This is a genomic window from Nocardia spongicola (genome assembly GCF_047200775.1).
Lineage (GTDB): Bacteria > Actinomycetota > Actinomycetes > Mycobacteriales > Mycobacteriaceae > Nocardia.
Genome location: NZ_JBJZOO010000008.1, coordinates 44339 through 68640, shown reverse-complemented (window position 1 = coordinate 68640; position 24302 = coordinate 44339). Strand labels below are relative to the sequence as shown.

Genomic DNA, 24302 nt, shown 5'->3' with positions numbered 1-24302 from the left:
TATTGCTGACACCTGGACATGGTCCAGGCGCGTTCAGCCCGACCCCCCGGGGCTGAACCCCGACGGCCCCAGCCTCCTCCCCCCCCGGCTGGGGTCGTCCTCTATTTTCAGGACTGTTCGTCGAGCGTTGGGTGGAAATATCCCCAGTCGGCGAGTTATCCACATTCGGTACGGGACCGCTTCCGCGCCCACTCATTGTCGACAACGCTGACCGGTATGAATTTCGAAGCATCAGCGCTGGACGGAGTGCCACCCGCGCTTGTGCTCGTCCAAGACGACCGCCTGTGCGAGGAAGTCCGGCGCATCGCTGCTGCCGCGGAACGAAGTCTCGACGAACAGGGCGGGCTTGTCGGCAGGCATGCTTGGATGAGCGCTCCTCTGGTGATTCTGGATACCGCTGCGGCGCAGGGGGCGGCAGCGGGGCGTTATCCGCGCCGGACGGGTGTAGTGCTGGTCACCGGCGGTGAGCCGGACCTACCGGATTGGCAGGCCGCGGCATCGGCGGGCGCGGAGCGAGTTATCGCCTTACCTGGCGCCGCGGTGGAGCTTATCGAGATGTTCGCCGAGTACGGCGAACAGCGCGCGGGTGATGGTGCGGTGGTCGTCATCGCGGGTGCCTGCGGTGGGGCCGGGGCGTCCACATTGGCTGTCGCGCTCGCATTGCGGGGTGCTGCCGAGAGGTTCTGGCATGAGACCTTGCTGGTCGACGGCGCCCCTTTCGGCGGGGGACTCGATCTGCTGCTCGGTATCGAGACGGTGGCGGGTCTGCGTTGGCCGGATCTCGTCGTCGAGGATGGGCGGGTGTCCGCGGCCGCGCTGCACGGTGCGCTGCCTGCCGCGGCCCCCGGACTCGCGGTGCTGTCCTGCGGCCGGTGTGGTGTGGGTGGGGCGCCGAGCGAGCTCGGTCCCGCTGGTGTCCGTGCCGTGGTCGAAGCAGGCCGTGCCGCAGGTGATCTCGTCGTATGCGATATCTCCTGCGAGCGGGGTCCGCATGCCGACCAGATGCTCGACTCGGCGGATCTCGTTGTCCTGGTCGTTCCTGCCCTGCTGCGGGCGGTCGCCGCCGCCGAAGCGGTATCGGCGCATATCGCACGCCGAAATCCGAATCAGGGTTTGATCGTCCGTGGTCCCGCGCCAGGTGGACTACGTGGCGATGAAGTCGCCGGGGTGCTCGACCTCCCCCTGCTCGCTGCCGTTCGTGCCCAGTCGGGGTTGGCGCATCGCTTGGAGCGCGGCGGGGTCTCGGTGCGCCGCCGCGGCCCGCTGCGCGATGCCGCCGATGCGGTCCTCGGCGTGCTCAGCACATCGGCCGGGCAATGGCAGTGAGGAGGCGATATGAGTGCGTTGCTGACGCGTGAGTTGCTGGATCGGGTGCGGGAACGACTGGCCGCGAAAACAGGGGATCCGGATCCGGCGCAGGTTGCCGCCGCGATCCGGACCGAGGCGGGCGGGGTGCTGAGTGATACCGATCTGTTGCGGGCGTTACGGCTGTTGCAGACCGAGATGACCGGTGTCGGCGTGCTCGAACCTTTGTTACACGATCCGCATATCGCGGATGTCCTGGTTACCGGTCCGGACGCGGTGTGGATCGATCGCGGGCACGGATTGGAGAAAACCTCTCTCACCTTTCCCGACGAGAACGCGGTACGGCGGCTCGCGCAGCGTTTGGCCCTATCGGCAGGACGGCGGCTCGACGACGCACAGCCTTGGGTGGATGGTCGTCTGGCCGGAACCGATGCGGTGCTGGGGGATTCGTTCGGTGTCCGGCTACACGCGGTACTCGCGCCGATCGCGCACGGCGGTACCTGCCTTTCGCTACGGGTACTTCGCCCGGCCACCCAGGGGCTGGATACGCTGGCCGCGTTGGGTGCGATGCCCGCGGATGCGAAGCTCCTGCTGGAACGCATCATCCAGGCGCGTCTGGCGTTCCTCGTGGTCGGCGGTACGGGTGCTGGGAAGACGACGCTCCTATCCGGTTTGCTCGCCACAGTGAGTCCGGCCGAGCGGATCATCTGTATCGAGGACGCTGCTGAGCTGGCACCACCGCATCCGCATGTGGTCAGGTTGGTCGCCAGGACCGCGAATGTGGAGGGCGCCGGTGCGGTTACCGTGCGCGACCTGCTCCGTCAGGCACTGCGCATGCGGCCGGATCGGATCGTGGTCGGTGAGGTCAGGGGCGCCGAGGTTGTCGATTTGCTGACCGCGTTGAACACAGGTCATGAGGGTAGTGCGGGCACCGTGCACGCCAATTCGCCGCGGGAAGTCCCAGCACGCCTGGAAGCACTTGCCGCGCTTGGCGGAATGGACCGGATGGCGCTGCACAGTCAACTCGCCGCCGCGGTCCAGGTTGTCCTGCATGTGCACCGCCGAGCCGATGGTTCGCGCGGGTTGTGCGAGATCGGCCTTGTGGATCGCACCGGAAGCGGTCGGGTGCGGATCACGCCCGCGTGGCACGCGACGGCAGCGGCTCCTGCCGCAGCGGAGTTATCCGATCTGCTTGCCGAACGGATCGACCGATGAGTCTCGTTCTGGTGTGTATCGCGATGGCGTTGGTGGTGGCCCCGGCGCCGATAGCGCGGCGGCGGTTCGTACGGATATTCCGCACAGCAGGCAACCGTGGGAAGCCAGAAAAGGCTGTGGTGCTCCGGGTCGGTGCGAGCGCAGGTCTCGCGGCTGTGCTCGCTTTCCTCGGACCGGGCCCATTCCTCGCAGCGGTCATGATCACCGGAACGGCTGGTCTGCGACTCCATTCCGCGATACGGGACCGGCGCAGGAGTATCGAGCGCGGACACCTGCTCGACGCACTGGAAGCGATGATCGCCGAATTACGGGTTGGCGCGCATCCGGGAGCAGCCGCCGAGGTCGTGGCGCATGAGGTGCGTGGTGAACCGGCGCAAGCCTTCGCTGTCGGCGCGGCGCGCAGCAAGCTCGGTGGTTCCGTGGCGGAGGGTCTGTACCGGCCGGACTCCCTTATCGCGGCAGAGTTGTCTCGTATCGCAGGTGCCTGGCAGGTCGCCGAGCGGCATGGTCTGGCCCTCGGTGAGCTGCTGGCAGCATCCCGCGTCGATCTCGCTGGACGCATTCGATTCCAGGGCCGCACCACTGCGGCGCTGGCAGGTGCGCGTGCCACCGCGGTAGTTCTGGCCTGTCTGCCATGTCTTGGCATAGCGCTCGGTCATGTGATGGGGGCTTCGCCGCTACATGTTCTCTTCGGTTCGCCCGTTGGGGCGGTACTGCTGCCACTCGGTGCCGGGCTGGTCTGTACCGGCTTGCTGTGGACCGATGCCATCACCCGAAAGGTGCTGGTATGAGTCCGGTTTCCGGGAGCAGCCGAGTCCGATCCGTAGTCCCCCTCCGCGGGGATCGGTCGAGGTTCGCTAGAGCTGCTTCGGCACTGGGAAAGGGGGAGGATTGTGTCCACCGGGATGGTTGTTCCCTTACTGCTGTGCGCGGCCGCGTCGATGGTCCTGCCGGGACGGGTTGCGGTGACTCGCCGGCTGCGTTCGCTGCGCCATCAGGACGATCAGCAGGCCGAATCGTCACGAGGAGTGCGCCCGAGCACCGATCCCATGGCCTTGGCCTCGGTTTTCGATCTGCTGGCGGCGTGCTTGCGTGCCGGGCTCCCTGTGGCCGGCGCGGCACGGGCGGTGGCTCCAGAAGCTCCGGCGTCGTTCGGCGAAGCCCTGCGACGGGCGGGGGATCTGCTCGCGCTCGGCGCCGACGCGGCCACAGCGTGGGAACAAGTCGCACGGGATCGGACCGGCAGTTCGGGTGCCGAGGAGATCGAGTCATTGGCCCGGATCATCCGTCGTTCGGCACGGTCCGGTGCGTCACTGGCAGTCGCGGTAGGGGAGTTGGCCGAACACTGCAGAGCCACGGCCGAAGATGTGGCTGCCACGAAGGCAGAGCGCGCGGGCGTCTTGATCGGTGGGCCGCTCGGCTTGTGCTTTCTTCCCGCATTCGTCTGTCTGGGCATCGTGCCCGTGGTAGCAGGCCTGGCAGACCGGATCCTGGACGGCGGTCTGTGGTGACTTCGTCGCTCGCCGTCGCGCGGTCGCGGTGGTTGGTGGCGGTGCCGCACGCCTCGCCGATGAAAGCGTGCTCGTGCGGACCCGCCGCACGAGCCGGAATGAGAGGGGAATCGGGTGGTGCGTATCGATCATGCGTCGAGGTCGGGAGGTCGGAGACCAGGGAGCGTATGGATGGGCCTGCGTGCTCGTCTGGTGCAGGTGGTGGTCGCGGAGGACGGTATGAGCACAGCGGAGTACGCGATCGGAACGATCGCGGCCGCGGCGTTCGGCGCTGTGCTCTATGGGGTGGTAACAGGCGACAGCATTGTGAACGCGCTGACCAGCATCATCGATCGGGCGCTGAACACCGGGGTGTAGGCGCTGCTCTCGGTCGAGGAGAGCGTCGTGGCGTACTCGGGCTGCGTGATGACTCTGGTGCGGTGACAGTCGAGGCCGCTGTCGCGCTCACCGCGGTTGTCGTCGCCGTCGTGCTGTGCCTCGGCGCCTTGTTCGCGGCGTCGGCACAAGTCCGATGTGTCGACGCCGCGAGAGAGGCGGCCCGGCTGGCCGCGCGGGGCGATCAGGCCAACGCGGTCATCGCGGCAGAACAGATCGCCCCGCCGTCGGCCGATATCGCTCTCCGTGCGGAGGGCACTCGCGTCGTGGCTGTGGTCTCCGCACGGACTCCGCTTCTTCCTCTGCTCACGCTTCGGGCGGAAGCGGTCGCCACCATGGAGCCAGGAGTGTTTCCATGAGCGCGGGTACCCGGCTCCGGTGCGTCTCCGGACCGGGCAGGCGGACAGCCTGCCGGAGACGGGTGGTGCGGGCCTGGTCCGAGCGGCAGATAAGAGCTCGGGCCTGGTGCCGGACACAACATTCGAGATTCGCTGTAGCGATTCGTCGGGTATCCGGTGAGGCGGGAGTAGCCACCGTGTTCACGTGTCTCGGTTTAGTGGCGTTGCTCAGCGTGACAGTCGTAATCGCTCAGGTCGGTGTCGTAATTGTGGCACGGCATCGAGCACAAGCGGCAGCGGATATGGCGGCGTTGGCAGGCGCGGGCACATTGGTGGATGGAACGGAGATCGCGTGCGCGGAGGCAGAAGATGTCGCCAGGCGAATGGGAGCGCGGATCCAGAACTGTGAAGTCACAGAGTGGGACATGACAATCACTACCGAAAGAAATGTACCAATAGGTCTGTATGGAGATCGTATCGTCCGGGCGATCGCCCGTGCCGGACCTGTCGTTGAGTGAGAGAGTTCAATATGCACTACCTCATGACTCGTCGTGCCGCTGGGAATCGGCAATACTACTGGCCAGTTAAAAAGCCTTGGAGAATTCTCCACTCGGGGTGAGTATAGAAAAAAATTAAGGTATGTACGTGCTGCCGATAATGGGGCAATGGTCTGGTTATTGGAATGGCTATCGCTTTGTTTCGAGAGGTGAAAGGGCGCTGTTTCGTTGCGGTTGTCTTCTGCTCCCGGCGGGCGCACCGGTAACAGACCCCTGATGACCTGCGGTGTTCTGTGTCAGTCCTCATGAATCGCGGGTCTGGTTCACATCGGGGGACAGTTCGGTCAGTACGGCGCTGAGTAAGCGTGCCGCTCCCGCCTTGTCCAGTGGCTGGTTCCCGGTACCGCATCGGGGTGATTGGACGCAGGACGGACAGCCCGCCACACAACTGCACGATTCGATGGTTGCCGAGGTCGCCGAAAGCCACTGCTGTAGCCGAGCGAACCCGCGCTCGGCGAAACCGGTCCCACCTGCCTGGTTGTCGTAGACGAAGACGGTGGCCAGCCCGGTATCCGGATGTTCGGCGGTGGAGACGCTGCCGATGTCCCAGTGGTCGCACGCCGCTACCAGCGGCAACAGGCCGATTGCCGCGTGTTCGGCCGCATGGAGGGCGCCGGGGACGTGGTGGGGTTCGATGCCTGCCAGTGTCAACAACTCCGGCGTAACCGTGTACAACACGGCCTTGGTCGGCAGGGTCTGCGGCGGCAGGTCGAGTTCGACAAGGCCGGCTATCTCGCCGGTGACGAGTGTGCGCAGGTAGCCGATCACCTGACTGGTGACTCGCACCTGCGCCAGGCTGATCGTCACATGGCCGTGTTCGTGCTGTTCGAGCACCGTATCGATGACGATCGAGGTCACCTCCCTCGCGCTGGTGGTCCACCCGGGTTCGGCCGCGTGCACCAAGGCGATGCCCTCGTCGAGATCCAGTTCGTCGACCACGTAGGTCTCACCCTGGTGCAGGTAGACGGCATCCTGATGCAGCGTCGCCGGTGCGGGCCCGGCGTCGACGGTGCCGAGCAGCCTGCCGGTCTCGCCGTCGACGACAGCCACCGCGGTACCGATTCCGCCCCTGATATCGACTGTGTCGTGTGGCAATGTCTGCGCGGTGAGGTGCCATCGGCCGCGGTCCGGTGTCCCACGCCGCCGGATCAGCCCGTGCGCGATCAGATCGGGCAGGACCTCGTGCGCACCGAATTCGTCCATCTCGGTATCAGTGAGCGGCAGTTCCAGTGCGGCGCACAGCAGGTGCGGGCCGAGTACGTAGGGATTGCGCGGATCGGTGACAGTGGCCTCGACCGGCTTGTCCAGTAGCGCCTCCGGATGGCGCACCAGGTAGGTGTCCAGTGGATCGTCCCGCGCTATCAACAGGACCAGTGATCCCTGTGCGCGGCGTCCCGCACGCCCAGCTTGTTGCCAGAACGACGCGACCGTGCCGGGGAAACCTGAGACGATGACCGCGTCCAGCCCCGCGATATCGATACCGAGTTCCAATGCGTTGGTAGTCGCGACGCCGAGCAGTGACCCGTCCGACAGCGCCGCTTCCAGCCCGCGCCGGTCCTCGGCCAGGTATCCCGCACGGTAGGACGCTACCCGCCCTGCGAGGTCGGGATGGGTTTCGGCCAGCAGTTTCCCCGTCTCCATCGCGGTCAGCTCGGCGGCCCGGCGTGAGCGCACGAATGTCAAGGTCCGTGCCCCTTCGGCCACCAGATCCGCCATGATCCGCGCTGCCTCCATAGTGGTCGAGCGGCGGATCGGGGCTCCGTTTTCACCTGGCGCCGTGGTGTGCGGCGGTGGCTCCAAGAGCGCGACCGTGCGCGGTCCCCGTGGCGAGCCGTCCTGGGTGACCGCGGCGCAGGGTGCGCCGATCAGCCTGGACGCGGCGGCCGCGGGATCAGCGGTGGTCGCCGAGCACAACACGAACACCGGATCGGCGCCGTATCGTGCCGCGATCCGCCGTAGCCTGCGCAGAACCAGCGCGACGTGCGAACCGAAAACTCCCCGGTAGGCGTGGCATTCGTCGACCACCACATACCGCAATCCGCGCAGCACGCGGGCCCAGCGCTGGTGCGATCGCAAAATTCCCAGGTGGAGCAGGTCCGGATTGGTGAATATCCAGCGTGCGTTGGCGCGTACCCACCGTCGGATCTCGGCAGGGGTGTCGCCGTCGTAGCCGGCCGGATGGATATCGCGCAGCGGGTGCTCCTGGGTCAGCGCCCCGATCGCACGCAGCTGGTCGGCGCCGAGCGCCTTCGTCGGCGCCAGATACAACGCGGTGGCTTTCGGGTCCGCGTGTAACGCGGTGAGCACGGGCAGCTGATATCCGAGCGATTTGCCCGATGCGGTCCCGGTGCTCACCACCACATGCTCGCCTCGGAACGCCAGCTCCGCTGTCTCGGCTTGGTGACTCCACGGGCAGTCGATGCCCGTACCGCGTAAGGCCGCGAGTACTTCCGGCGCTGTCCAGGCAGGCCAGGCGGCATATGTGGCGGCAAGTGCGGGCAGCTCTACGACATGGGTCGCCTCGGGATCGTGTGACGTTTGTGTGTGGACACGATTCAGCAACGAAGCGCCATAGCCGAAAGCGGTTCGCGACTGCACTCCAGCCGCCGGGTCCGCCGGATTCATGCCTCGAGTTCCGCGACACGCTCGGATACTGCGAAACCTGTGTACTGGGAGCACGCCACTCGGGATTTCGATGCCGAATAGCGACCTTGGTCACAGCTCGATTGCCAAACGTTCACTCGGTTATCAGAAGGCAAACGAACCTGGAGTACAGATTCTTGCATTGTGTTCCTCACCTGTACATTCGCAAGATCAACTTTTTTGCAAATTGTCGGTAACTCGACTGTTGAATTGCTCGAAGACATGGTTCACTGGTTCCTGGTCGCAAGCTTCTGTGTTCGAGGGACGGATCCAAATCCAAACCGTCAGCAGGATCGATGTTGCGAACGGTGTGCTTGGTGCTTTCCTGCAGGGGGAAACCAACAGTACAGCGGTCGGAACGGACCCGGTGGACGAACCCAGTTGTCCGCCGTTCCGGTAAGAAAAGAGAAGGAACAGAATGGCACAGGGAACTGTGAAGTGGTTCAACGCGGAGAAGGGGTTCGGCTTCATCGCGCCCGAGGACGGCTCCGCTGACGTCTTCGTCCACTACTCCGAGATCCAAGGGTCGGGATTCCGCACCCTCGAGGAGAACCAGAAGGTCGAGTTCGAAGTCGGCCAGGGCACGAAGGGCCCGCAGGCCACTGGAGTGCGTGCGCTCAGCTGAGCGCACGTGTGTAACTACTACTGCTCGTCCCTCACCACCGGTTCCCGGGGTGAGGGACGAGCTATATCTGGGGTAGCTCGATATCTGGGGTGGCCGTGAGCCGTGTGACCTGGAAGAACCGTCCGCGCGGCACGCCGAGGCGGCGATGTGGTCCACGGACAAGGCATACTGATTCGAACCGACGCGCGTACGCTCAGTGGTTCGAGTCGTAACGCCCGACCACACGCAGCGTCACGGTATAAACGTGTCTGGCAGCGCGACGCCTAGCCGTCGTAGCCGCTTACCCCAGCCGCGCGCAGCGGGAACAACGTGGCGCGGGTCGATTGAGGAAAGGTGTATTCGCCGGTGGCAACACGAGACCGCGGTGTAGCCGACCAGGGGCGTCCCCTGCGTCGTCTCGTGATCGTCGAGTCCCCGACCAAAGCCCGTAAGATCGCGCCATACCTCGGCAGGAACTACACGGTCGAGGCGTCGGTCGGTCATATCCGGGACCTGCCACGTGGCGCCGCGGATGTCCCGGCCAAGTACAAGGGACAGTCCTGGGCGCGTCTCGGTGTGGATGTGGACAACGATTTCGAACCCATCTACATCGTGAACCCGGATAAGAAAGCCAAGGTCACCGAGCTCAAGAGCCTGTTGAAGGACGCGGACGAGCTCTATCTGGCGACCGACCCCGATCGCGAGGGCGAAGCCATCGCCTGGCACCTGCTGGAGACGCTCAAACCCAAGGTGCCGGTCCGGCGGATGGTGTTCCACGAGATCACCGAGCCCGCGATCCGGGCCGCCGCGGCGGACACCCGCGAACTCGACAGCGATCTGGTCGACGCCCAGGAGACCCGCCGCATCCTCGACCGGCTCTACGGCTACGAGGTCAGCCCGGTGCTGTGGAAGAAGGTCATGCCGCGCTTATCGGCGGGCCGCGTGCAATCGGTCGCGACTCGGGTGATCGTGCAGCGTGAGCGCGAGCGCATGGCGTTCCGCTCGGCCGAGTACTGGGATATCGCCGCCAAACTGGACGCGGGTACCGGCGAGGAGAGCGATGCCACCAACCCGAGGACCTTCGGTGCGCGGCTGATCACCGTCGATGGCGCCAGGGTCGCATCGGGGCGGGATTTCGGCTCGGACGGCAGGCTCAAAGCCGCCGATCAGAATACTGCCGACCAGCAAGCCCCTACGCCAGACCGGGCGCCCGGCGTCATCGTGCTGGACGAAGGCTATGCCCGGCGGCTCGCCGAGGCGTTGGACGGCACCGACCTGGTGGTCTCCTCGGCGGAGTCCAAGCCCTACAGCCGTAAGCCCTACGCGCCGTTCATGACCTCGACATTGCAGCAGGAGGCGGGGCGCAAGCTACGTTTCACCTCCGAGCGGACGATGCGGGTGGCGCAGCGGCTGTACGAGAACGGCTACATCACCTATATGCGTACCGACTCGACCACGCTGTCGGAGTCGGCGATCGCCGCGGCCCGTGCCCAGGCGACCCAGCTCTACGGCACCGAGTACGTGCACCCGACCGCGCGGCAATACAACCGCAAGGTGAAGAACGCGCAGGAGGCACACGAGGCGATCCGGCCCGCGGGCGATACCTTCGCCACTCCGGGGCAGTTGCACTCCCGATTGGATAACGATGAGTTCCGCCTCTACGAACTCATCTGGCAGCGCACCGTCGCCTCGCAGATGGCCGATGCCAAGGGCACTACGCTGACCCTGCGCATCACCGGCATCGCGGGCACCGGCGAGGAGTGCGTGTTCTCCGCCTCCGGCCGCACCATCACCTTCCCCGGTTTCCTGCGGGCCTATGTGGAGAGTGTCGACGAGGAAGTCGGCGGCCAATCCGACGATGCCGAATCCAGGCTGCCCGCACTGTCGGAAGGCCAGGCGGTCACCGCGGTCGAGCTGAATCCCGATGGGCACAGCACGAATCCGCCCGCGCGCTATACCGAGGCATCGTTGATCAAGATGCTCGAAGAGCTCGGTATCGGCCGCCCGTCGACGTATTCGTCGATTATCAAGACCATCCTCGATCGCGGCTATGTGTACAAGCGTGGCAACGCCCTGGTGCCGTCCTGGGTGGCGTTCGCAGTCATCGGCTTGCTGGAGGAGCATTTCGGCCGACTGGTCGATTTCGACTTCACCGCCGCCATGGAGGACGATCTCGATGCTATCGCGGGCGGACGCCAACAGCGCGGAAATTGGTTGTCCAGCTTCTATTTCGGCGGCGAGCACGGGGTAGAGGGATCGGTCGCGCGATCCGGTGGGCTGAAGAAGATGGTCGGTGAGCGGCTCGACGATATCGATGCCCGCGAGATCAACTCCATCAAACTGTTCAACGATTCCGATGGACGTGACGTCGTCGTCCGGGTCGGTAGATACGGGCCGTATCTGGAACGGATGGTCGCCGATCCCAATGCTCCGGACAGTGCTCCGGTATCCCAGCGGGCCAACCTACCGGATGATCTTCCACCGGATGAGCTGACCCGAGAGGTCGCCGAGAAGCTTTTCGCGACACCGCAGGAGGGGCGGGTACTCGGCGCCGATCCGGCGACCGGCCACCAGATCGTGGCCAAGGAGGGGCGTTTCGGTCCATACGTCACCGAGATTCTGCCCAGCCCGCAGGCCGATGAGGCAGCGGAGCCTGCCAAGAAGACCGCGAAGAAGGCCGCCGCGCCCAAACCGCGCACCGGTTCCCTCTTCCGGTCCATGGACCTGTCCACCATCACGCTCGACGACGCACTCCAGCTGCTGTCCCTACCGCGGGTGGTCGGTACCGATCCGGCCACCGGCGAGGAGATCACCGCGCAGAACGGACGCTATGGGCCATATCTGAAGAAGGGCACCGACTCACGGTCGCTGAACACCGAGGACCAGATCTTCACCGTGACGCTGGAGGAAGCGCTGAAGATCTACGCGGAGCCGAAGCGGCGTGGCAGACAGGCTTCGGCCGCAGCCCCGTTGCGTGAGCTCGGCACCGACTCGGCCACCGGTAAGCCGATGGTGATCAAGGACGGCCGTTTCGGGCCGTATGTCACCGATGGCGAGACCAATGCGACGCTGCGCAAAGGTGATGAGATCGAGTCGATCACCCCGGAGCGGGCCATGGAGTTGCTCGCCGATCGGCGGGCGCGCGGCCCGGTGAAGAAGGCGGCCAAGAAGACCGCGGCGAAGAAGGCTCCGGCCAAGAAGACCGCGGCGAAGAAGGCTCCGGCCAAGAAAGCCGCGGCGAAGAAGACCGCGGAGAAAGCCGCGGCTAAGAAGACAGCGGCGAAGAAGACCACCGCGGAGAAAGCTCCGGCCAAGAAGACCGCGGCGAAGAAGACGGCAACCACCGAAGTGCTGGCCGAATAGGTGGTGGCGGAGGAAACCGGCGCGGGGAAGTCGTAAGCTCTCGGCTCGCGGTGCCAGCGGTATCCTGATCGCCGCTCCACCCGCCCGCAGCGGTGGGCACTGCGCGCGGGAGCTGGTGGTGCGGGCGGCTAGGGTGTACAGCGTGGCGGGTGTCTTCGATCGGTTGGTCGGCCAGGAGGCGGTCGAATCCGAGCTGATGGCTGCGGCCATCGCGGCGCGCGGAGGTAAGGCCGAGGGGGCGATGACGCATTCGTGGTTGTTCACCGGTCCACCCGGATCGGGCAGATCCATCGCGGCATTGTGCTTCGCGGCCGCATTGCAGTGCACCGACCCGAATGCTCCTGGATGTGGTAGCTGCCATGCCTGCACTACCACCATGGCGGGTACACACGGCGATGTTCGCCGGGTGGTGCCCGAGGGGCTGAGTATCAGCACCAAGGAGATGCGCGGGATTGTGCCGATCGCCTCGCGGCGGCCGACCACAGGGCGTTGGCAGGTGGTGGTCGTCGAGGATGCCGACCGCTTGACCGAGGCAGCGGGCAATGTACTGCTCAAAGTGGTGGAGGAACCGCCGGACCGGACGGTATTCCTGCTGTGCGCACCCTCGGTGGACCCAGAGGACATCTCGGTCACCCTGCGTTCTCGCTGTAGGCACGTACCTCTGGTGACGCCATCGGTGCCCGCCATCGCGCGAGTACTTCAGGAACGTGACGAGCTCGACGAGAAAACCGCGATCTGGGCCGCATCGATCAGCGGCGGGCATATCGGTCGGGCTCGCAGGCTTGCCACCGACGACGAGGCACGTGCCCGGCGCAAACGCGCCCTGGCCTTGGCCGCCGCGATCAGCGATCCCGGAGCAGCCTATGCCGCCGCTGACGAGCTGGTACGAGCAGCCGACGACGAGGCCAAGCAGATGAACGCCACTCGCGATGAGCGAGAGCGCGCGGAACTCGCGACCGCGCTGGGCGCAGGTGGTACCGGCAAGGGCACGGCAAGTGCGACCCGAGGTTCCGCCGGCGTGCTGAAGGACCTGGAAAGACGGCAGAAATCCAGGACTACCCGCACCAGCCGCGACGCTCTCGACCGCTCGCTGATCGATATGGCCGGCGTCTACCGTGATGCGCTGGCCGTCCGTTTCGGCGCCGCCAGGCCCGAGTCCGGCATCGCGCTCACTCACCCGGACCTTGCCGAGCAGACCTATGACCTGGCCAGGCGAGTACGCCCCGAAGGCCTGCTCACTTCCCTCGAAGCGGTCCTCGCCTGCCGCGAAGCCCTCGACCGGAACGTCAAACCCCGCTTCGCCCTCGCCTCGATGGCGGCGACCCTGATCGCGGCCCGATCGCAGTAGCCGTGACCACCCGTTTTCGTGATCGGACCATGAGACGATAGACTCACCTGGCCGAAAGGCACGCCGCCTTAGCTCAGTCGGTAGAGCGCTTCACTCGTAATGAAAAGGTCGGGGGTTCGATTCCCCCAGGCGGCTCCACCCGGAAACCGGTTCTAACCAGCCGATTTACGCCCCCGTCGACGTTTCCGGCGAGATGCCGCAGCACCCGCCTTGTCACGGTTTGTCACAACGGCCTCCAGCGTGCCCGCTGCGGTGGCCAGTGCATCGTTCTGGGAATGCACGTAGGTGCGCATCGTGAACGCGCTGTCAGCGTGCCCCAGCCACTCCGATATCACCGCGATCGGCACCCCCTGAAGATGCATCAACGTCCCGCAGGTATGACGAGCATCGTGCAACCGAATCCGATGCACTCGCGCCGCCTTGGTGATCTTCTCCCAGTAATCGGTGAGGGTATCCGGATGGTACGAGCAGCCTGCCGCATCAACCACCACGTGTGTCCCAGGTCCGTATGCCTCACCGAGTGCCAGTTTCTCCGCAGCTTGCCGCTTCCGTGCTGCCTTCAACTCGGCCTTCAACGTCGGCGTCAATGGCAGTGTCCGGTCCGAGTCCTCCGACTTCGTTTCGTACTCCTCAGCCTTACCGTTCACCGATACCCGATTGTTGGCGATAGTCAGGGTTCCGGCCTCCAGGTTGATGTCCGACCACCGTAATCCGCCGATCTCGCCACGTCGAAGGCCGGACAATGCTAGGTGCCAGGCATGGCCATTACGATCTTTCGACGCCACCGCCAGCACCTTTCGTACTTCATCCTCGGAGAAGGTGTTGTGCCGCTTCTTCCGCTTGACCGGCACTCTGTCGACCAGCGAGGCGACGTTACGGACCAGCTTCCCCTCTGCTACAAGCGAATCCAGCACGGACTCGAACCGGTCCAAGGTGGCATTGACCGTTTCCGGCGCCCAAGGCCTCCTGTCCCGACCATTGGACTTCTTGGCTGTACCGGCGAGGAGATCGGTAACCAGGTCGTCCAAGTGCCGTTTCGACAGCTTCTGCACAGGTTCTTCGCCATAGCGATCCCTGACCGGCTGTAGCGCGTTTGCGTAGTTCATGGCAGTCGTTCCACGAACCCGCTTGCCTGCCAGCCAATCAGAGCATGCCTGATCCACCGTCAACGCCGAATTCGGGACGTAGGTCCCCCGACGAACAGCGGTCGAAGTCTCGGCCAGCGCGTCACGGGCCTCCTTCTCGGTGCGATACCGCTTCCGTGTTTGCCGCCGCTTGCCTGTCTCCGGATCAACGCCTGCTTCGGCGGTGACCTGGTAGCGGACAGCGCCGCTCTTGAGCGTGATCTTCTCGATCTGCGGCGGTAGCTGCCGTCTACTCACGCTGCCGCCTCCTGGTCGAGTCCGGCGATGTAGTCGGTCACGGCCTGTTCGGTGACGAAGCGGCGTCGGCCGATCTTGACCGACCGCAGTGCGCCCGAGCCGATGAGTTCGTAGTACTTGCTGTGCCCGATCGGGATCAGCTTGCGTACCTCGGCCTCGTTGAGCAGTCTCGACATGACGGGTCCCTCCCTATGCTGCTTGTGATTGCTGAATGAACGAATCCTGTTGCCCTGCCCGGTTGTCCAACGAGCCACCGCCGTCACCCGGTGGTCCTTCAGCCATCGCGAGACGAGCCATCGTGTACTGGGCACGCTGGGTGATCCGGGCCGAGACCAGCGCCATCACCAGATGCGAACGCGGAGGCGCGTCCCTATCGCCAGGGCGTACTGGGGTGATCCGCAGATGCGAGGTATCCGGTGGGATGATGCCGATGGCGGCGAGTTCGTTGCGGACGAATTCCAGTCGTTCGGCCTTGTGGTCGGGAATGGTCTTACCGCTCCACTTCGTGGAGGACACACAGCGTTTCCCGGGGACGCCGAGCAGGTCACGGCGATGGTTGCGGCCCCGGCAGCGACCCGGCTGGGTTTTCTCGCTGGCGCCCTTGGGCACGATGCCGTAGCGCAGCCATACCGCGCAGGTCGGTGAACACGGGGTGCGCTGGAGTTCGGCGTGTAAACGCTCGTAGTGGCGGTTGACGCGGGGACTGTCGGAGTCCAGCACTTCGGCGACGGACTTGGTGAGGTATTTGGTCAGATAGCCGATTTTGCGATCCATCTCCGGAGTGCCCGCGATGATCTGAATCGGTTTGGACTGGCCACCGAACCGCAGCGTGTGCGCAGGCTCGATGTCGTCGACGGAATCGATGATCTCCAGCGCGTCATCCCAATAGGTCAACGCCTGCCTGGTCGTCGGATCCACGAACGTCCCGGCGGTCTCGTCCCAGACCGGCATGTGCTCGTCGGTGTAGACCTCTTGGTCGAAGTGCGGCCACCAGATGCTGCGGTAGGTCGCTGCGGTCACCTGATAGAGCAGCTTGGTGGGGATCGAGCCCCGGATGGCCAGATGGATGTGCGGGGCGCCGCGTTTCTGTGGTTCGACCGAGCCCCAGTACTGCACGTTCCAGCCCACCGCGCGCCGCAGGTTCTGTATCCACCGGTCGAACAGGGCTTTGACGTGCATGATGTCACGGGCAGCCCGCGCGTAGTCGTAGGAGTCCGGATCGCGTGGGGAACCATCCGACACCATTTCCCCGGTCTCCTCGTCACGGACCCGGTTGATTCCCCCGTAGGAATCCACGGTCAGGGTGTGGAACGTCGAGGGCCGATACCTACCGTTGGCGTAGGCGGTGCCGACCGTGGTGCGCGCGATCTTCTTTCGAGGCAGGTCCGGCAGGTCGTCACGCCGCCGGGTCGATTTGGCTTTACGGCGTGGTTTTTCCTCGAGGGCTGGGAGACGGCCACGCACACCGAGTTCCCGAAGCTCGGTATCGAGATCCGCGACCAGCGTCTTCACCGCGTCGGCGAGTTCGTCATCCCCGTCGCGGCGGGCCTCGTGATACTGGGTGAACAGCTCGGCCCGCGCAGCCAACACCTGTTCCTGTGTTTCGGTCACCACCGGTTCCGGTTGCACCGGTTCGTGGTCGGCGCACCAACCCTCCCGCAACTGGGTCACCCGCACGTACTTGTTGGCCTTCGCGCATGCCGGGCACGTCGAGGCCACGGTGGACTTACACGGGGCACCGACGTAGGAGACACGGCCGGTGTTGGTGTCGATGGCCCGCATCGGCACCACGCGGGCACATACGTCGTGTTGTTCGGCGGCAGCTTCGGCGATATCGCGTAGGTCGGGCATCGCGCGGCGTTCGGCGGCGGTCTGATGTTTCGGCGCGACGGCACCGACCGGAGCGGACACGGCGGTCATGGTCAGGCGGCTTCCTTCTCGTCCCAGAGCCATTCGACGGTGGCTGTCGGCAGCGGGGTCGGTTCGGCGAGGGCATCCCGGCGCCGGAAGGCCAGTTCGATCGTGGACGGCGCGACAACACCCGCGCGGCATTCGGAGACACCGAAGGCATGCGCCAGGGCGATGGCGGCACCGGTGTAGGTGTCCGGGGACTGGCCGGGCAACATCCGCACCCGCAGCCGGTCCACGGACTCGCCGATGGTCACCGACAACAAGCGTGGGTGGTGGGTTACCTCCTCGGTGCGGATGCCCAGCCTGCACGCGATCGAGAGCCGAGCCCAGCGACGGCGGTACCACCACCAGGCTTGTGCCCGGGTGCGGGCGCGGTGGGTGAGCCAGCGTCGGAACGAGTGCGGTCCCAGGACCCGCCAGCCGATCAGCGCGGCACCCGATGCGACAGCGAGGAGGAGCCCGGCAGGCCATCCCGCCCACAGCCAGGCCGCGACCGTAGCAGCGGCCGGAACACTGACCATCGGGAACAGCACCGCCCACTTCACCACGACAGCGACACCAGTGACAGCGGCGATGAGGACGTGCCCGAGACCGGTCAGGATCAGTTCAGTGGGATCGGTGGTGGTGGTCGCGGTAGTGGTGACGGTCTTCACGGCTGGCTCTCCTGCTGGTCATGCGGGTCGAACAGCGATAGCTGTCCGGGGACGGAGTCATAGAGGCGGGTGGGAACAGCAGCGGTGCGGGTGCGGCGTGCGCGGACCCTGGTGGCGGCTTCGGCCACGGTCGGGTTGACCGGTGCGGCAACCGGTTTCGGTGCGGTCATGCCGCCCACCCGCCGTCGTCGGTATCGGTGTCCTCGGCGATGTCCCAGTCCGGGAGGAGGCCGGTGTCGGCGACGAGGCCGAGGGCGACCGTGACCGGATCGGCGCCACGACGCTCCAGCAGGCCGCGACGGCGGGCGGCGAGGTCGATCACGTTCTCGCGGTAGCCGGTGGTGGGGATGGTGTTGCGGGCCATGGTGTTTCTCCGTTCAGAGGTCGATGTACTCAGGCGTGTGGTCGGTGGCGCGGCAGGCGTGGCACAGGACGCGGTCGCCGTCGTAGACCCAGCCCACCGCCGTGGAGCGGGCGTTGATGTAGTGCACGGCTTGGGCGATGGAGTCGAAGCAGGTTTCTTCGGCGTCGGCGTAACCACCCGGGGTGGACTCGGTGTAGGGCTCCCCGCAGCCGTCGCAGTAGACGAGGACATGGGTTTCGGTCACGAATCCCCGTTTCACGCCGCCACCGGCCCGTCTTCGTCGCCGAGGTCGTCGGGATCGAACCCGCAGTAGTCACCCTGCGGGGCCAGGTCGACCTCACGCGCCGGGGAGAAGGTGGCCACGATGTGATCGATGGCGGTATCGGAGACGCAGAACGCCCGCACCCGCGTGAACGCTGTCGAGCCGTCTTCGCCGACGTAGCCGACACCGGGTGTGTGTTCGCTGATCTCGTCACAGCGGGCACCACGATCCCGCGCGCCGTGTCCGTGCACCATCGCGGTTTGCGTCGGTTCGTCCAGGCGCAGGCCGATGCGGACGGGGAACAGTTGCCGGTTGGGCATCGTCTCCTTCGACGGGTCCTGCAACGCCGCCACCACACTGACCGCCGCCGCGCGACCCTGCGACAGGATCAGACCGGTCAACCGCCGGAACTCTTGCTGTTCCTCGCGTTCGGCATACGAGGACAACGCTGCCGCCTCATCGATGATGATCAGGATCAACGGCTGCTCGACGGTCGGCACATGCTTACGCGAACCCGTGGCCCGCATATGCGCCAGCCGGTCTTGCAGCACGGTGACGGCCTTGCGCAGCATCGCCAGGATGGTGTCGGTATCGGTAGCGAACTCCACGAACAACCGGCCCTCGCCCTTGCCGAACTCCGCCCCACCCTTCGGGTCGGCCATGAACACATCCACCAGGCCGTCACGGATCACCGGCCCCAGTGCGGCCAGGATCGACCACAACACCGACCCTTTCCCCGAACCGGTAGCACCGGCGAGCAAGATGTGGCCGTAAAGGACCCGCAGCCGCCACAGTTCGTGGTCCTCGGTGACCCCGACCGGGACCGCTTCCAGATCCACCGCCGCCGCCGATGCCGGGATCGGCGCCACTGCCGCCAGGGTGTCGAAGGCCCGCAGATCCAGGCGCACCACACCGGGATCGGGGAAGCTCACCGTGATCTCGGGCACCGCCAGAATTTGGGCCAGGGCATCACGGGTCTCCTCCGCCGACCAGTCACGGGAGGACTGCCCTGCCAGCATGAGCAGATCCACCCGAAGACCGTGCTCGGTGTACACCCAGTCCTCGACCGGCGGGAACCCGTGCTCCAACGAGCCCAGACCACACGCGATCCACATATGCGCCCGCTGCCGATCATCAGCCAACACGAACACCGCCGTGCGCAGCTGCACCGGCGCGCTGGCAGCTACCCGGACCGGGTCGGAGGGTTTCACCGCCGCACCGAGGGACCGCCACCACCACATCGCTCCCGACGCGACAGCAGCACCGCCACCGAGGAGCACGACATCCGAGATCATCATCAACCTCCGACAGGGACAGCGATCGGCAACATGGTCTGCGCCGGTCGCGAAGAACGAACAGAATCGGAATGAATCGACGCAGCAGGCGCCGAACGAACCTCCGCCACCCGCACCGGCTCCGGCGCAGGTGAGGCAGCAGGATCGGAAACAGGCTCAGGCGTGGTAGTCGGCTGTGGCGTCACAGGCTCGACCACCGCCACCGGATCGGCTACCGCACTGCGGTGTGCCGCACGGATCAACAACGCCAACCCGTGTGTGTCGGCCAGCAGGGAAATCGGGGCGATCGCCGCTACCAACGCCGACGCCCACCACGGCAACTCCCGACCCGCAGCCACCGCATGCAGTGAGTTACCCGCCACCGACACAATCGAGCCGATAACCAACACCGCGACGAAGAACCGGCGTTCAGGCGCATGCGCCAACACCAGCAACCCGAACGTCGCCAGCAGGATGGTGCCGTCCACGATCACCGGGAACAGCCACGCATCCCCGGCCGGGATATGCGCCAGGACAGCGAGATCCTTCAGCGTCGCGAACGACAACCGAAACGCCGCCGCCCCGACCGCGATAATGATGACCACGGCAGACCAGCGCGCCCAACGCATTCCCACCGTCCTCGTCTGGTCCGCCGTGCTCATCTAGATCACGCAGCCTTCGACGGCCGAGCCGCACCCGGATCAACCGGAGGTTGCTTGCTACCAGAGTTGTCGCCCTTGATGCCGGTAGCGCGGATATACCAGCCGATGCTCTTGAACTCCCCCGAACCGACCATCCTCGGCTTGATCTCCAAACCCTCCAGCTCGATCGGAGTCATCCCCGGAACGATCTCCGCCACCGCCGGAACCGGCTGCACATCAGACACGAACGTCACGTCATAACTGGCGTTCTTCGCATTCGCCGCCGCCGGATCGGTCACCGTGCCCTTCCACAACCGCTTACCGGTCCCATTGCCCTCACGGTCGTAGTCCAGCTTGTGGATCTTCGGTGCGTTGCGGTCCTTGTTGAACTCGGTCACCGGCTCGATATCCCCCAACAGGAACAAACCCTTGGGGAACGCCTCACGAAACTCCGGACGAAACCACACATCCTTCAGTGCCATTCTCGAAACTCCTTGCATCGGTTGGTATTACGAGAGCCCAGCGGCTCATGTAACTTCCTGCACAACAAGAATCCCGCGACACATAGGGACGAAATAACCCAAGATTTGGGACATTTGGGGACACTTTGCATGTAAAATAGGGACATGCCCAATGAACGGCTCCGGGGCGCAATGGCCGCCGCGAACTTCACGAAACATTCCCTGGCAGAACAACTTGAAGTCAGCACGAAGACCGTCGAGCGCTGGATCACACAGGACCGATGCCCACATCCCGGCTTGCGATTGAAGGCCGCCCGAGCACTGGACCGTGACGAGACCTATCTTTGGCCTGACCTGCTGGCCGACAGCAGGTCCACGACCGCTTCACTGTCAGAGCTGGTCCAGATATGGCCGACTCGGCCTGAAGTGCCACATGAGGTTTGGCGCTCGCTCATGAAGCAGTCCAGCGATCACATCGATGTTCTGGTCTACGCAGGAGGATTCCTGGTCGAATCTCTCGACTTCGTGAACGTCGTGCGCGCCAAGGCCCAAGCCGGTGTCCAGATCCGAATACTCCTGGGTGAAAGCGACTCACCGGAGGTCAAAGCGCGAAGCCACGAAGAAGGCTTGCCCTCATTGCCACAACGGTGCCAGTCGACTCTGGAATATCTCCGGGAAACGACAGATCTGCCGATGGTCGATATCCGAACCCACCGAACAACCCTCTACAACAGCATCTACCGGTTCGGGGACTCGATGCTGGTCAACACTCACAGCTACGGGGCCTATGCTGCAAAGTCTCCGGTTCAGCACCTTCAAAAAGTCCCCGGCGGCCGTCTCTTCTCCTACTACCTGGACTCATTCGAGGCTGCCTGGAAAACAGGACGAACCCCAGTAACCTGACCTCATGGGACGTCGAATCGACTATCACCAGGACCCTCAAGCACCGACCGCCAACAGCGTCCGGCCGAGTGCAGCAGCATTCGTCCAAAAGGACGGGAAGGTCTTGTTGATATGCAGGTCAGATAACGGGAACTGGTCCATGCCAGGAGGCGCGCATGATCCAGGTGAGTCGCTCAGCCGCACTGCCGTCCGCGAGACGCAAGAAGAGACCGGCGTTGATGTCCACGCAACCGGCGTTGTCGGCATCTTCACAGACCCGTCCCATGTCATCCACTACACGAGCAATGACGAGGTCCGCCAGGAGTTCACTGTGGTGTATCGCGGCGAGTTCATCGGCGGGCATCCCACGACAAGCAACGAAAGCACGCGCGTGGAGTGGGTTCCAGTTGAGCAGATCCCAGCCCTACCCATGGACCGCAGCCAGCGGAAGCGAATCGACTGGGCACTGAACGAGAGCGAACCCTACATAGATCCAGATGCCCGCTGAGCCGCCGCCCGAAGTCGTGGTTCAGCCTGCGTGATAGCGGTGTGAACAATACTCCCCGGCTCATATCGTCTCAGAATTTCCGCCAGTCGCTCATCCACCGTGAAATCCTGACCGTTCGGCCCCGTCGAGAGATCGGACCACCATAGGAAGTCATCAGCCTTATCGAGCTCGGCCACGCCCGTGAGTCGGAAATCATCGAAAACGGCCGCGTTCAAGCCTCGCACCCCGGCCTCGACCTCTGCTGCCGTATGAAACGCGACCATATGGCACACAACCCGCGAGTACCCGAGTGTTTGCAGCAATCGGGCACCATCGATCGGATGGAAACCGAGATCAGGGTGTCCGTATCCCACATCGTGTAGGTACGCGGCGATGACTGCATCGGCACGTAGTTCGGCTGGCAATAGCTCTGCGACGGTCTCCATCCGCCGTCCCACCGCGATCGAGTGAGCTCGACGTGATTCTGTCAGCGGCGCCAGCAGTTCAGCCATAGCCTGATTCACGGCCGCCATGTTACGCCCGGCGCATTCACAGAGTTGTTGCCGAATTTGGCTATATAGGATCAAGAGCGCCTGCGGCGCCGCGTACGCGGCGCCGCCGCGCTTCGACGCGCAACGCTAGCTGATGAAGCGCCGCCCGCGGCGCGTCGGCACGTCGGCCCCGCGTCCGCGGCGTGGCAGAACGTTCCTGATTCCTATCTGGCCACTTTCTCAACGTCCTGGCAGTGCTGGGCACGACGAAAGCCGTACCCGACTGGCCTCCCGCAGCCGAGCCCGAATCCGCCGGCATCCTGCCCGGTCCACCGGCTGTGGTCCCGCCATCCGAACTCAGACAGGACCGATCGTCACGTTGATACTGCCGGTGTTCGTTCTGCAGCGGACCGTCTGACCTGGACGGATGTATTGCTGAAAGATTCTGCGGCGATGGGTTGGTATTCCGCGACCTCCGGCCGCGTGGCCCTGCTGGATGGTGGCCTGCATTGTGTTCCCGTGCCCCTCCAGCGTCAAGAGCGCCTGTCGGCGTCACTACGCGATGGCTACGCCACTCTTGACCCCGGAGCCTCTACGCGAGAAGGGCAGGCCCTACGGGGCAGGCGGGTAGCCAGCCCCCGGTGTGTACAGCCCACCACCCAACATGGCCATTGGAAGGCCGCGTTCTCTAGCTTTCTCTCGGTGAGAAGATCCAGCGCACAAGAAGATTCATCCTAAGGTGCGTACGGTCAGCTATGTGATTACTGCCTTGATCGCTATCGCTGGCACGCTCCTTGGTGCGGCTGTTACCCACTACTTTCAGCGGGTCAACGCGGACAGGACCATGCGTCAGAACTTCGCCGAGAGGCTAAGACAGGACCGCCTCACCGCTTATCACGACTTCGCGAACGCGGTTGTCGAGTACCGTCACTACCAGATCAAGCGATGGCACCGGCTCAACCAGGATCCAGGAGCCGAAGCAAACACACGGTCCGAGGCGTACGACAAGAAGGCGGTCGCCCAATCGCAACTGCTGCGGATCAAGCTCCTCACTAGCGATGAGCGACTAACCCAGCTGGCAGACGAAGCGATCGAGTCATCGCGAGCTATTCAACGAGGCAGAGTCGCCCCAACGACGGCTGAGGAGCACAGAGCGCGCTACGAGCAGGCAACCGCCGCGATCGACGCATTCGTTCGACATGCCGGGAACGATGTGCAGAAGCCCTTCCAAGCGAGTCTGCCGACGCGACGACAAGCGAGGCTTTCTCGATGAGCTCAATTTCGAGTTCTATTTCGACATGGCACGCCGCCACCCAGAGGGCCCGTTGTCACCAAGTTGTCACAAGTCACCCGAACAACCCCGGACGCGGCAGGACCCCCACAGAGGCGTATTACCACCTCACGTAGGAGTACGGACACCGGCAAGACCAGCGTGGGCACCATGTATTCGACTCGTAATGAAAAGGTCGGGGGTTCGATTCCCCCAGGCGGCTCCAGTGTTTAGGCTGGTAGCACCCGATAAACCGGACTGTCGCCAGGCTCGTGTCCACACGGGCAGTGGTCCGCCGTGAATCTGAGGGGATTTCGGCGCCGACCCGAGAGGCCCCGCTGTGTCCACAGTGCCCCGTCCCCGCAAAGAGGGCATCATCGGTTATCGAGTCAGGTACCGCATAGACAGAGGCGCCGGTAAACCAGTCCAGTCGTCACATAGTTCGGCGCCGGCACCTCGGCGTCCATCATGCTCTTTGAATGGTTGCGCCGCTACATCGACCACCGCACTGGCGTAGAGGGGGCAACGAAAGACAAGTACCGACGTTTCGTCGATCTCGATATCGCACCGTCCTTCGGCTCGACCCTGCCGGTCGATGCCCTGACACAGGACCTGGATGCCGCTTGGGTCGTCCACCTAGAGCAGGAGGTGGGCAACGGGCCGAAGATCATCGCCAGCAAGCATGGTTTTCTGAGTGCAGCGGTGGCCTCGGCTGTCCGGTAGCGGCCGGAGCCGTTGGTGCCGTTCAATCCTGCGCGGACACCCGTAGGAGGTGTGTCGCGACGTTTACGTCGGAGTCCTTCTCCTCTTGTATACGTACGTCAGCCAGGAAAGCGTCTCCACCGTGGTTCCACACGGGGATTTCGGGAGGGAGCGTTTCAGTACCAGTCGGCTTGACGATGAGTGCCCGACCCGATGGCGATTCGGTTCTATGTGGACTGCTGTCGACCTCCTGGCGTCCATGC

The 24302-nt window shown here is 64.7% G+C and carries 27 protein-coding genes and 1 tRNA gene; 15 read left to right on the top strand and 13 right to left on the bottom strand.

What is annotated here, in order from left to right:
- Positions 1 to 231: 231 nt before the first annotated feature.
- The gene (locus tag ACL02S_RS16460; RefSeq protein ID WP_412803406.1) at positions 232 to 360 is read right to left on the bottom strand and encodes a hypothetical protein; all 129 of its coding nucleotides are present in this window, start codon (positions 358 to 360) and stop codon (positions 232 to 234) included.
- On the opposite strand from ACL02S_RS16460, the gene ssd reads away from it, so the two are divergent.
- The 7 genes from ssd to ACL02S_RS16425 all read left to right on the top strand — a co-directional run bounded on the left by ssd (position 304) and on the right by ACL02S_RS16425 (position 5262).
- Complete coding sequence (gene ssd / locus ACL02S_RS16455; protein ID WP_412803398.1) at positions 304 to 1326, top strand: septum site-determining protein Ssd; 1023 nt, start codon at positions 304 to 306, stop codon at positions 1324 to 1326. The genes ACL02S_RS16460 and ssd overlap by 57 nt on opposite strands.
- 9 nt (positions 1327 to 1335) lie before the next feature.
- Entirely contained in the window at positions 1336 to 2520 is a 1185-nt protein-coding gene (locus ACL02S_RS16450; protein ID WP_412803305.1) for a TadA family conjugal transfer-associated ATPase, read from the top strand.
- A complete protein-coding gene (locus tag ACL02S_RS16445; RefSeq protein ID WP_412803304.1) occupies positions 2517 to 3311 on the top strand; it encodes a type II secretion system F family protein in 795 nt (264 codons plus the stop codon). Before ACL02S_RS16450 ends, ACL02S_RS16445 begins: the two co-directional genes overlap by 4 nt.
- Positions 3312 to 3425: 114 nt before the next feature.
- Positions 3426 to 4031, top strand: coding sequence for a type II secretion system F family protein (locus ACL02S_RS16440; RefSeq protein ID WP_412803397.1), 606 nt, complete (start codon positions 3426 to 3428; stop codon positions 4029 to 4031).
- A gap of 171 nt (positions 4032 to 4202) precedes the next feature.
- Positions 4203 to 4388: a DUF4244 domain-containing protein gene (locus ACL02S_RS16435; RefSeq protein WP_412803303.1), complete on the top strand. Its 186-nt coding sequence runs from the start codon at positions 4203 to 4205 to the stop codon at positions 4386 to 4388.
- Between the two features lie 62 nt (positions 4389 to 4450).
- Complete coding sequence (locus ACL02S_RS16430; RefSeq protein ID WP_412803302.1) at positions 4451 to 4765, top strand: TadE family type IV pilus minor pilin; 315 nt, start codon at positions 4451 to 4453, stop codon at positions 4763 to 4765.
- Positions 4762 to 5262: an Rv3654c family TadE-like protein gene (locus ACL02S_RS16425; RefSeq protein ID WP_412803301.1), complete on the top strand. Its 501-nt coding sequence runs from the start codon at positions 4762 to 4764 to the stop codon at positions 5260 to 5262. The genes ACL02S_RS16430 and ACL02S_RS16425 overlap by 4 nt, the downstream gene beginning before the upstream one ends.
- Positions 5263 to 5544: 282 nt before the next feature.
- On the opposite strand, the gene ACL02S_RS16420 is transcribed toward ACL02S_RS16425, so the two are convergent.
- Complete coding sequence (locus ACL02S_RS16420; RefSeq protein ID WP_412803300.1) at positions 5545 to 7926, bottom strand: DEAD/DEAH box helicase; 2382 nt, start codon at positions 7924 to 7926, stop codon at positions 5545 to 5547.
- Positions 7927 to 8362: 436 nt separating this feature from the next.
- Here ACL02S_RS16420 and ACL02S_RS16415 point away from each other — a divergent pair, with 436 nt between their 5' ends.
- The 4 genes from ACL02S_RS16415 to ACL02S_RS16400 all read left to right on the top strand — a co-directional run bounded on the left by ACL02S_RS16415 (position 8363) and on the right by ACL02S_RS16400 (position 13397).
- On the top strand, positions 8363 to 8569 hold the full coding sequence (locus ACL02S_RS16415; RefSeq protein WP_011206895.1) for a cold-shock protein: 207 nt from the start codon (positions 8363 to 8365) through the stop codon (positions 8567 to 8569).
- 345 nt (positions 8570 to 8914) lie between these two features.
- Positions 8915 to 11911, top strand: a complete 2997-nt coding sequence (topA, locus tag ACL02S_RS16410) for a type I DNA topoisomerase (RefSeq protein ID WP_412803299.1) — start codon at positions 8915 to 8917, stop codon at positions 11909 to 11911.
- A gap of 142 nt (positions 11912 to 12053) precedes the next feature.
- Positions 12054 to 13259 carry a DNA polymerase III subunit delta' gene (locus ACL02S_RS16405; RefSeq protein WP_412803298.1) on the top strand — a complete coding sequence of 402 codons (1206 nt, stop codon included), beginning with the start codon at positions 12054 to 12056 and terminating at the stop codon, positions 13257 to 13259.
- Positions 13260 to 13321: 62 nt separating this feature from the next.
- Positions 13322 to 13397 (top strand) — tRNA-Thr (locus ACL02S_RS16400).
- 14 nt (positions 13398 to 13411) lie between these two features.
- Here ACL02S_RS16400 and ACL02S_RS16395 read toward each other — a convergent pair.
- The 10 genes from ACL02S_RS16395 to ACL02S_RS16350 are packed head-to-tail and all read right to left on the bottom strand — an operon-like array spanning position 13412 to position 20228.
- Positions 13412 to 14641 (bottom strand): site-specific integrase, encoded by a 1230-nt coding sequence (locus ACL02S_RS16395; protein WP_412803297.1) that lies wholly within the window; start codon positions 14639 to 14641, stop codon positions 13412 to 13414.
- Positions 14638 to 14817: a hypothetical protein gene (locus tag ACL02S_RS16390; RefSeq protein ID WP_412803296.1), complete on the bottom strand. Its 180-nt coding sequence runs from the start codon at positions 14815 to 14817 to the stop codon at positions 14638 to 14640. Before ACL02S_RS16390 ends, ACL02S_RS16395 begins: the two co-directional genes overlap by 4 nt.
- Before the next feature lie 13 nt (positions 14818 to 14830).
- Positions 14831 to 16561 carry a replication initiator gene (locus tag ACL02S_RS16385; RefSeq protein ID WP_412803295.1) on the bottom strand — a complete coding sequence of 577 codons (1731 nt, stop codon included), beginning with the start codon at positions 16559 to 16561 and terminating at the stop codon, positions 14831 to 14833.
- A gap of 2 nt (positions 16562 to 16563) precedes the next feature.
- Positions 16564 to 17205 carry a hypothetical protein gene (locus tag ACL02S_RS16380; RefSeq protein ID WP_412803294.1) on the bottom strand — a complete coding sequence of 214 codons (642 nt, stop codon included), beginning with the start codon at positions 17203 to 17205 and terminating at the stop codon, positions 16564 to 16566.
- Positions 17202 to 17375 (bottom strand): hypothetical protein, encoded by a 174-nt coding sequence (locus ACL02S_RS16375; RefSeq protein WP_412803293.1) that lies wholly within the window; start codon positions 17373 to 17375, stop codon positions 17202 to 17204. The genes ACL02S_RS16380 and ACL02S_RS16375 overlap by 4 nt, the downstream gene beginning before the upstream one ends.
- Positions 17372 to 17569 carry a hypothetical protein gene (locus tag ACL02S_RS16370; RefSeq protein ID WP_412803292.1) on the bottom strand — a complete coding sequence of 66 codons (198 nt, stop codon included), beginning with the start codon at positions 17567 to 17569 and terminating at the stop codon, positions 17372 to 17374. The genes ACL02S_RS16375 and ACL02S_RS16370 overlap by 4 nt, the downstream gene beginning before the upstream one ends.
- 13 nt (positions 17570 to 17582) lie before the next feature.
- Entirely contained in the window at positions 17583 to 17828 is a 246-nt protein-coding gene (locus tag ACL02S_RS16365; RefSeq protein ID WP_412803291.1) for a hypothetical protein, read from the bottom strand.
- Positions 17825 to 19129, bottom strand: a complete 1305-nt coding sequence (locus ACL02S_RS16360; RefSeq protein WP_412803290.1) for an FtsK/SpoIIIE domain-containing protein — start codon at positions 19127 to 19129, stop codon at positions 17825 to 17827. Before ACL02S_RS16360 ends, ACL02S_RS16365 begins: the two co-directional genes overlap by 4 nt.
- Positions 19129 to 19767, bottom strand: a complete 639-nt coding sequence (locus ACL02S_RS16355; RefSeq protein WP_412803289.1) for a DUF2637 domain-containing protein — start codon at positions 19765 to 19767, stop codon at positions 19129 to 19131. Before ACL02S_RS16355 ends, ACL02S_RS16360 begins: the two co-directional genes overlap by 1 nt.
- A 5-nt stretch (positions 19768 to 19772) precedes the next feature.
- The gene (locus ACL02S_RS16350; RefSeq protein WP_412803288.1) at positions 19773 to 20228 is read right to left on the bottom strand and encodes a hypothetical protein; all 456 of its coding nucleotides are present in this window, start codon (positions 20226 to 20228) and stop codon (positions 19773 to 19775) included.
- A 144-nt stretch (positions 20229 to 20372) separates the two neighbouring features.
- Between ACL02S_RS16350 and ACL02S_RS16345 the strand changes: the two genes are divergently transcribed.
- Positions 20373 to 21110, top strand: a complete 738-nt coding sequence (locus tag ACL02S_RS16345) for an XRE family transcriptional regulator (RefSeq protein WP_412803287.1) — start codon at positions 20373 to 20375, stop codon at positions 21108 to 21110.
- Positions 21111 to 21114: 4 nt separating this feature from the next.
- Entirely contained in the window at positions 21115 to 21597 is a 483-nt protein-coding gene (locus tag ACL02S_RS16340; RefSeq protein ID WP_412803286.1) for an NUDIX hydrolase, read from the top strand.
- Here ACL02S_RS16340 and ACL02S_RS16335 read toward each other — a convergent pair.
- On the bottom strand, positions 21573 to 22100 hold the full coding sequence (locus ACL02S_RS16335) for an HD domain-containing protein (RefSeq protein ID WP_412803285.1): 528 nt from the start codon (positions 22098 to 22100) through the stop codon (positions 21573 to 21575). The two genes, ACL02S_RS16340 and ACL02S_RS16335, sit on opposite strands and share 25 nt — an antisense overlap.
- 724 nt (positions 22101 to 22824) lie before the next feature.
- Here ACL02S_RS16335 and kilB point away from each other — a divergent pair.
- Both kilB and ACL02S_RS16325 read left to right on the top strand, forming a co-directional pair.
- Positions 22825 to 23340 (top strand): plasmid transfer protein KilB, encoded by a 516-nt coding sequence (kilB, locus tag ACL02S_RS16330; RefSeq protein WP_412803284.1) that lies wholly within the window; start codon positions 22825 to 22827, stop codon positions 23338 to 23340.
- A gap of 465 nt (positions 23341 to 23805) precedes the next feature.
- Complete coding sequence (locus ACL02S_RS16325; protein ID WP_412803283.1) at positions 23806 to 24060, top strand: hypothetical protein; 255 nt, start codon at positions 23806 to 23808, stop codon at positions 24058 to 24060.
- Positions 24061 to 24302 lie beyond the last annotated feature (242 nt).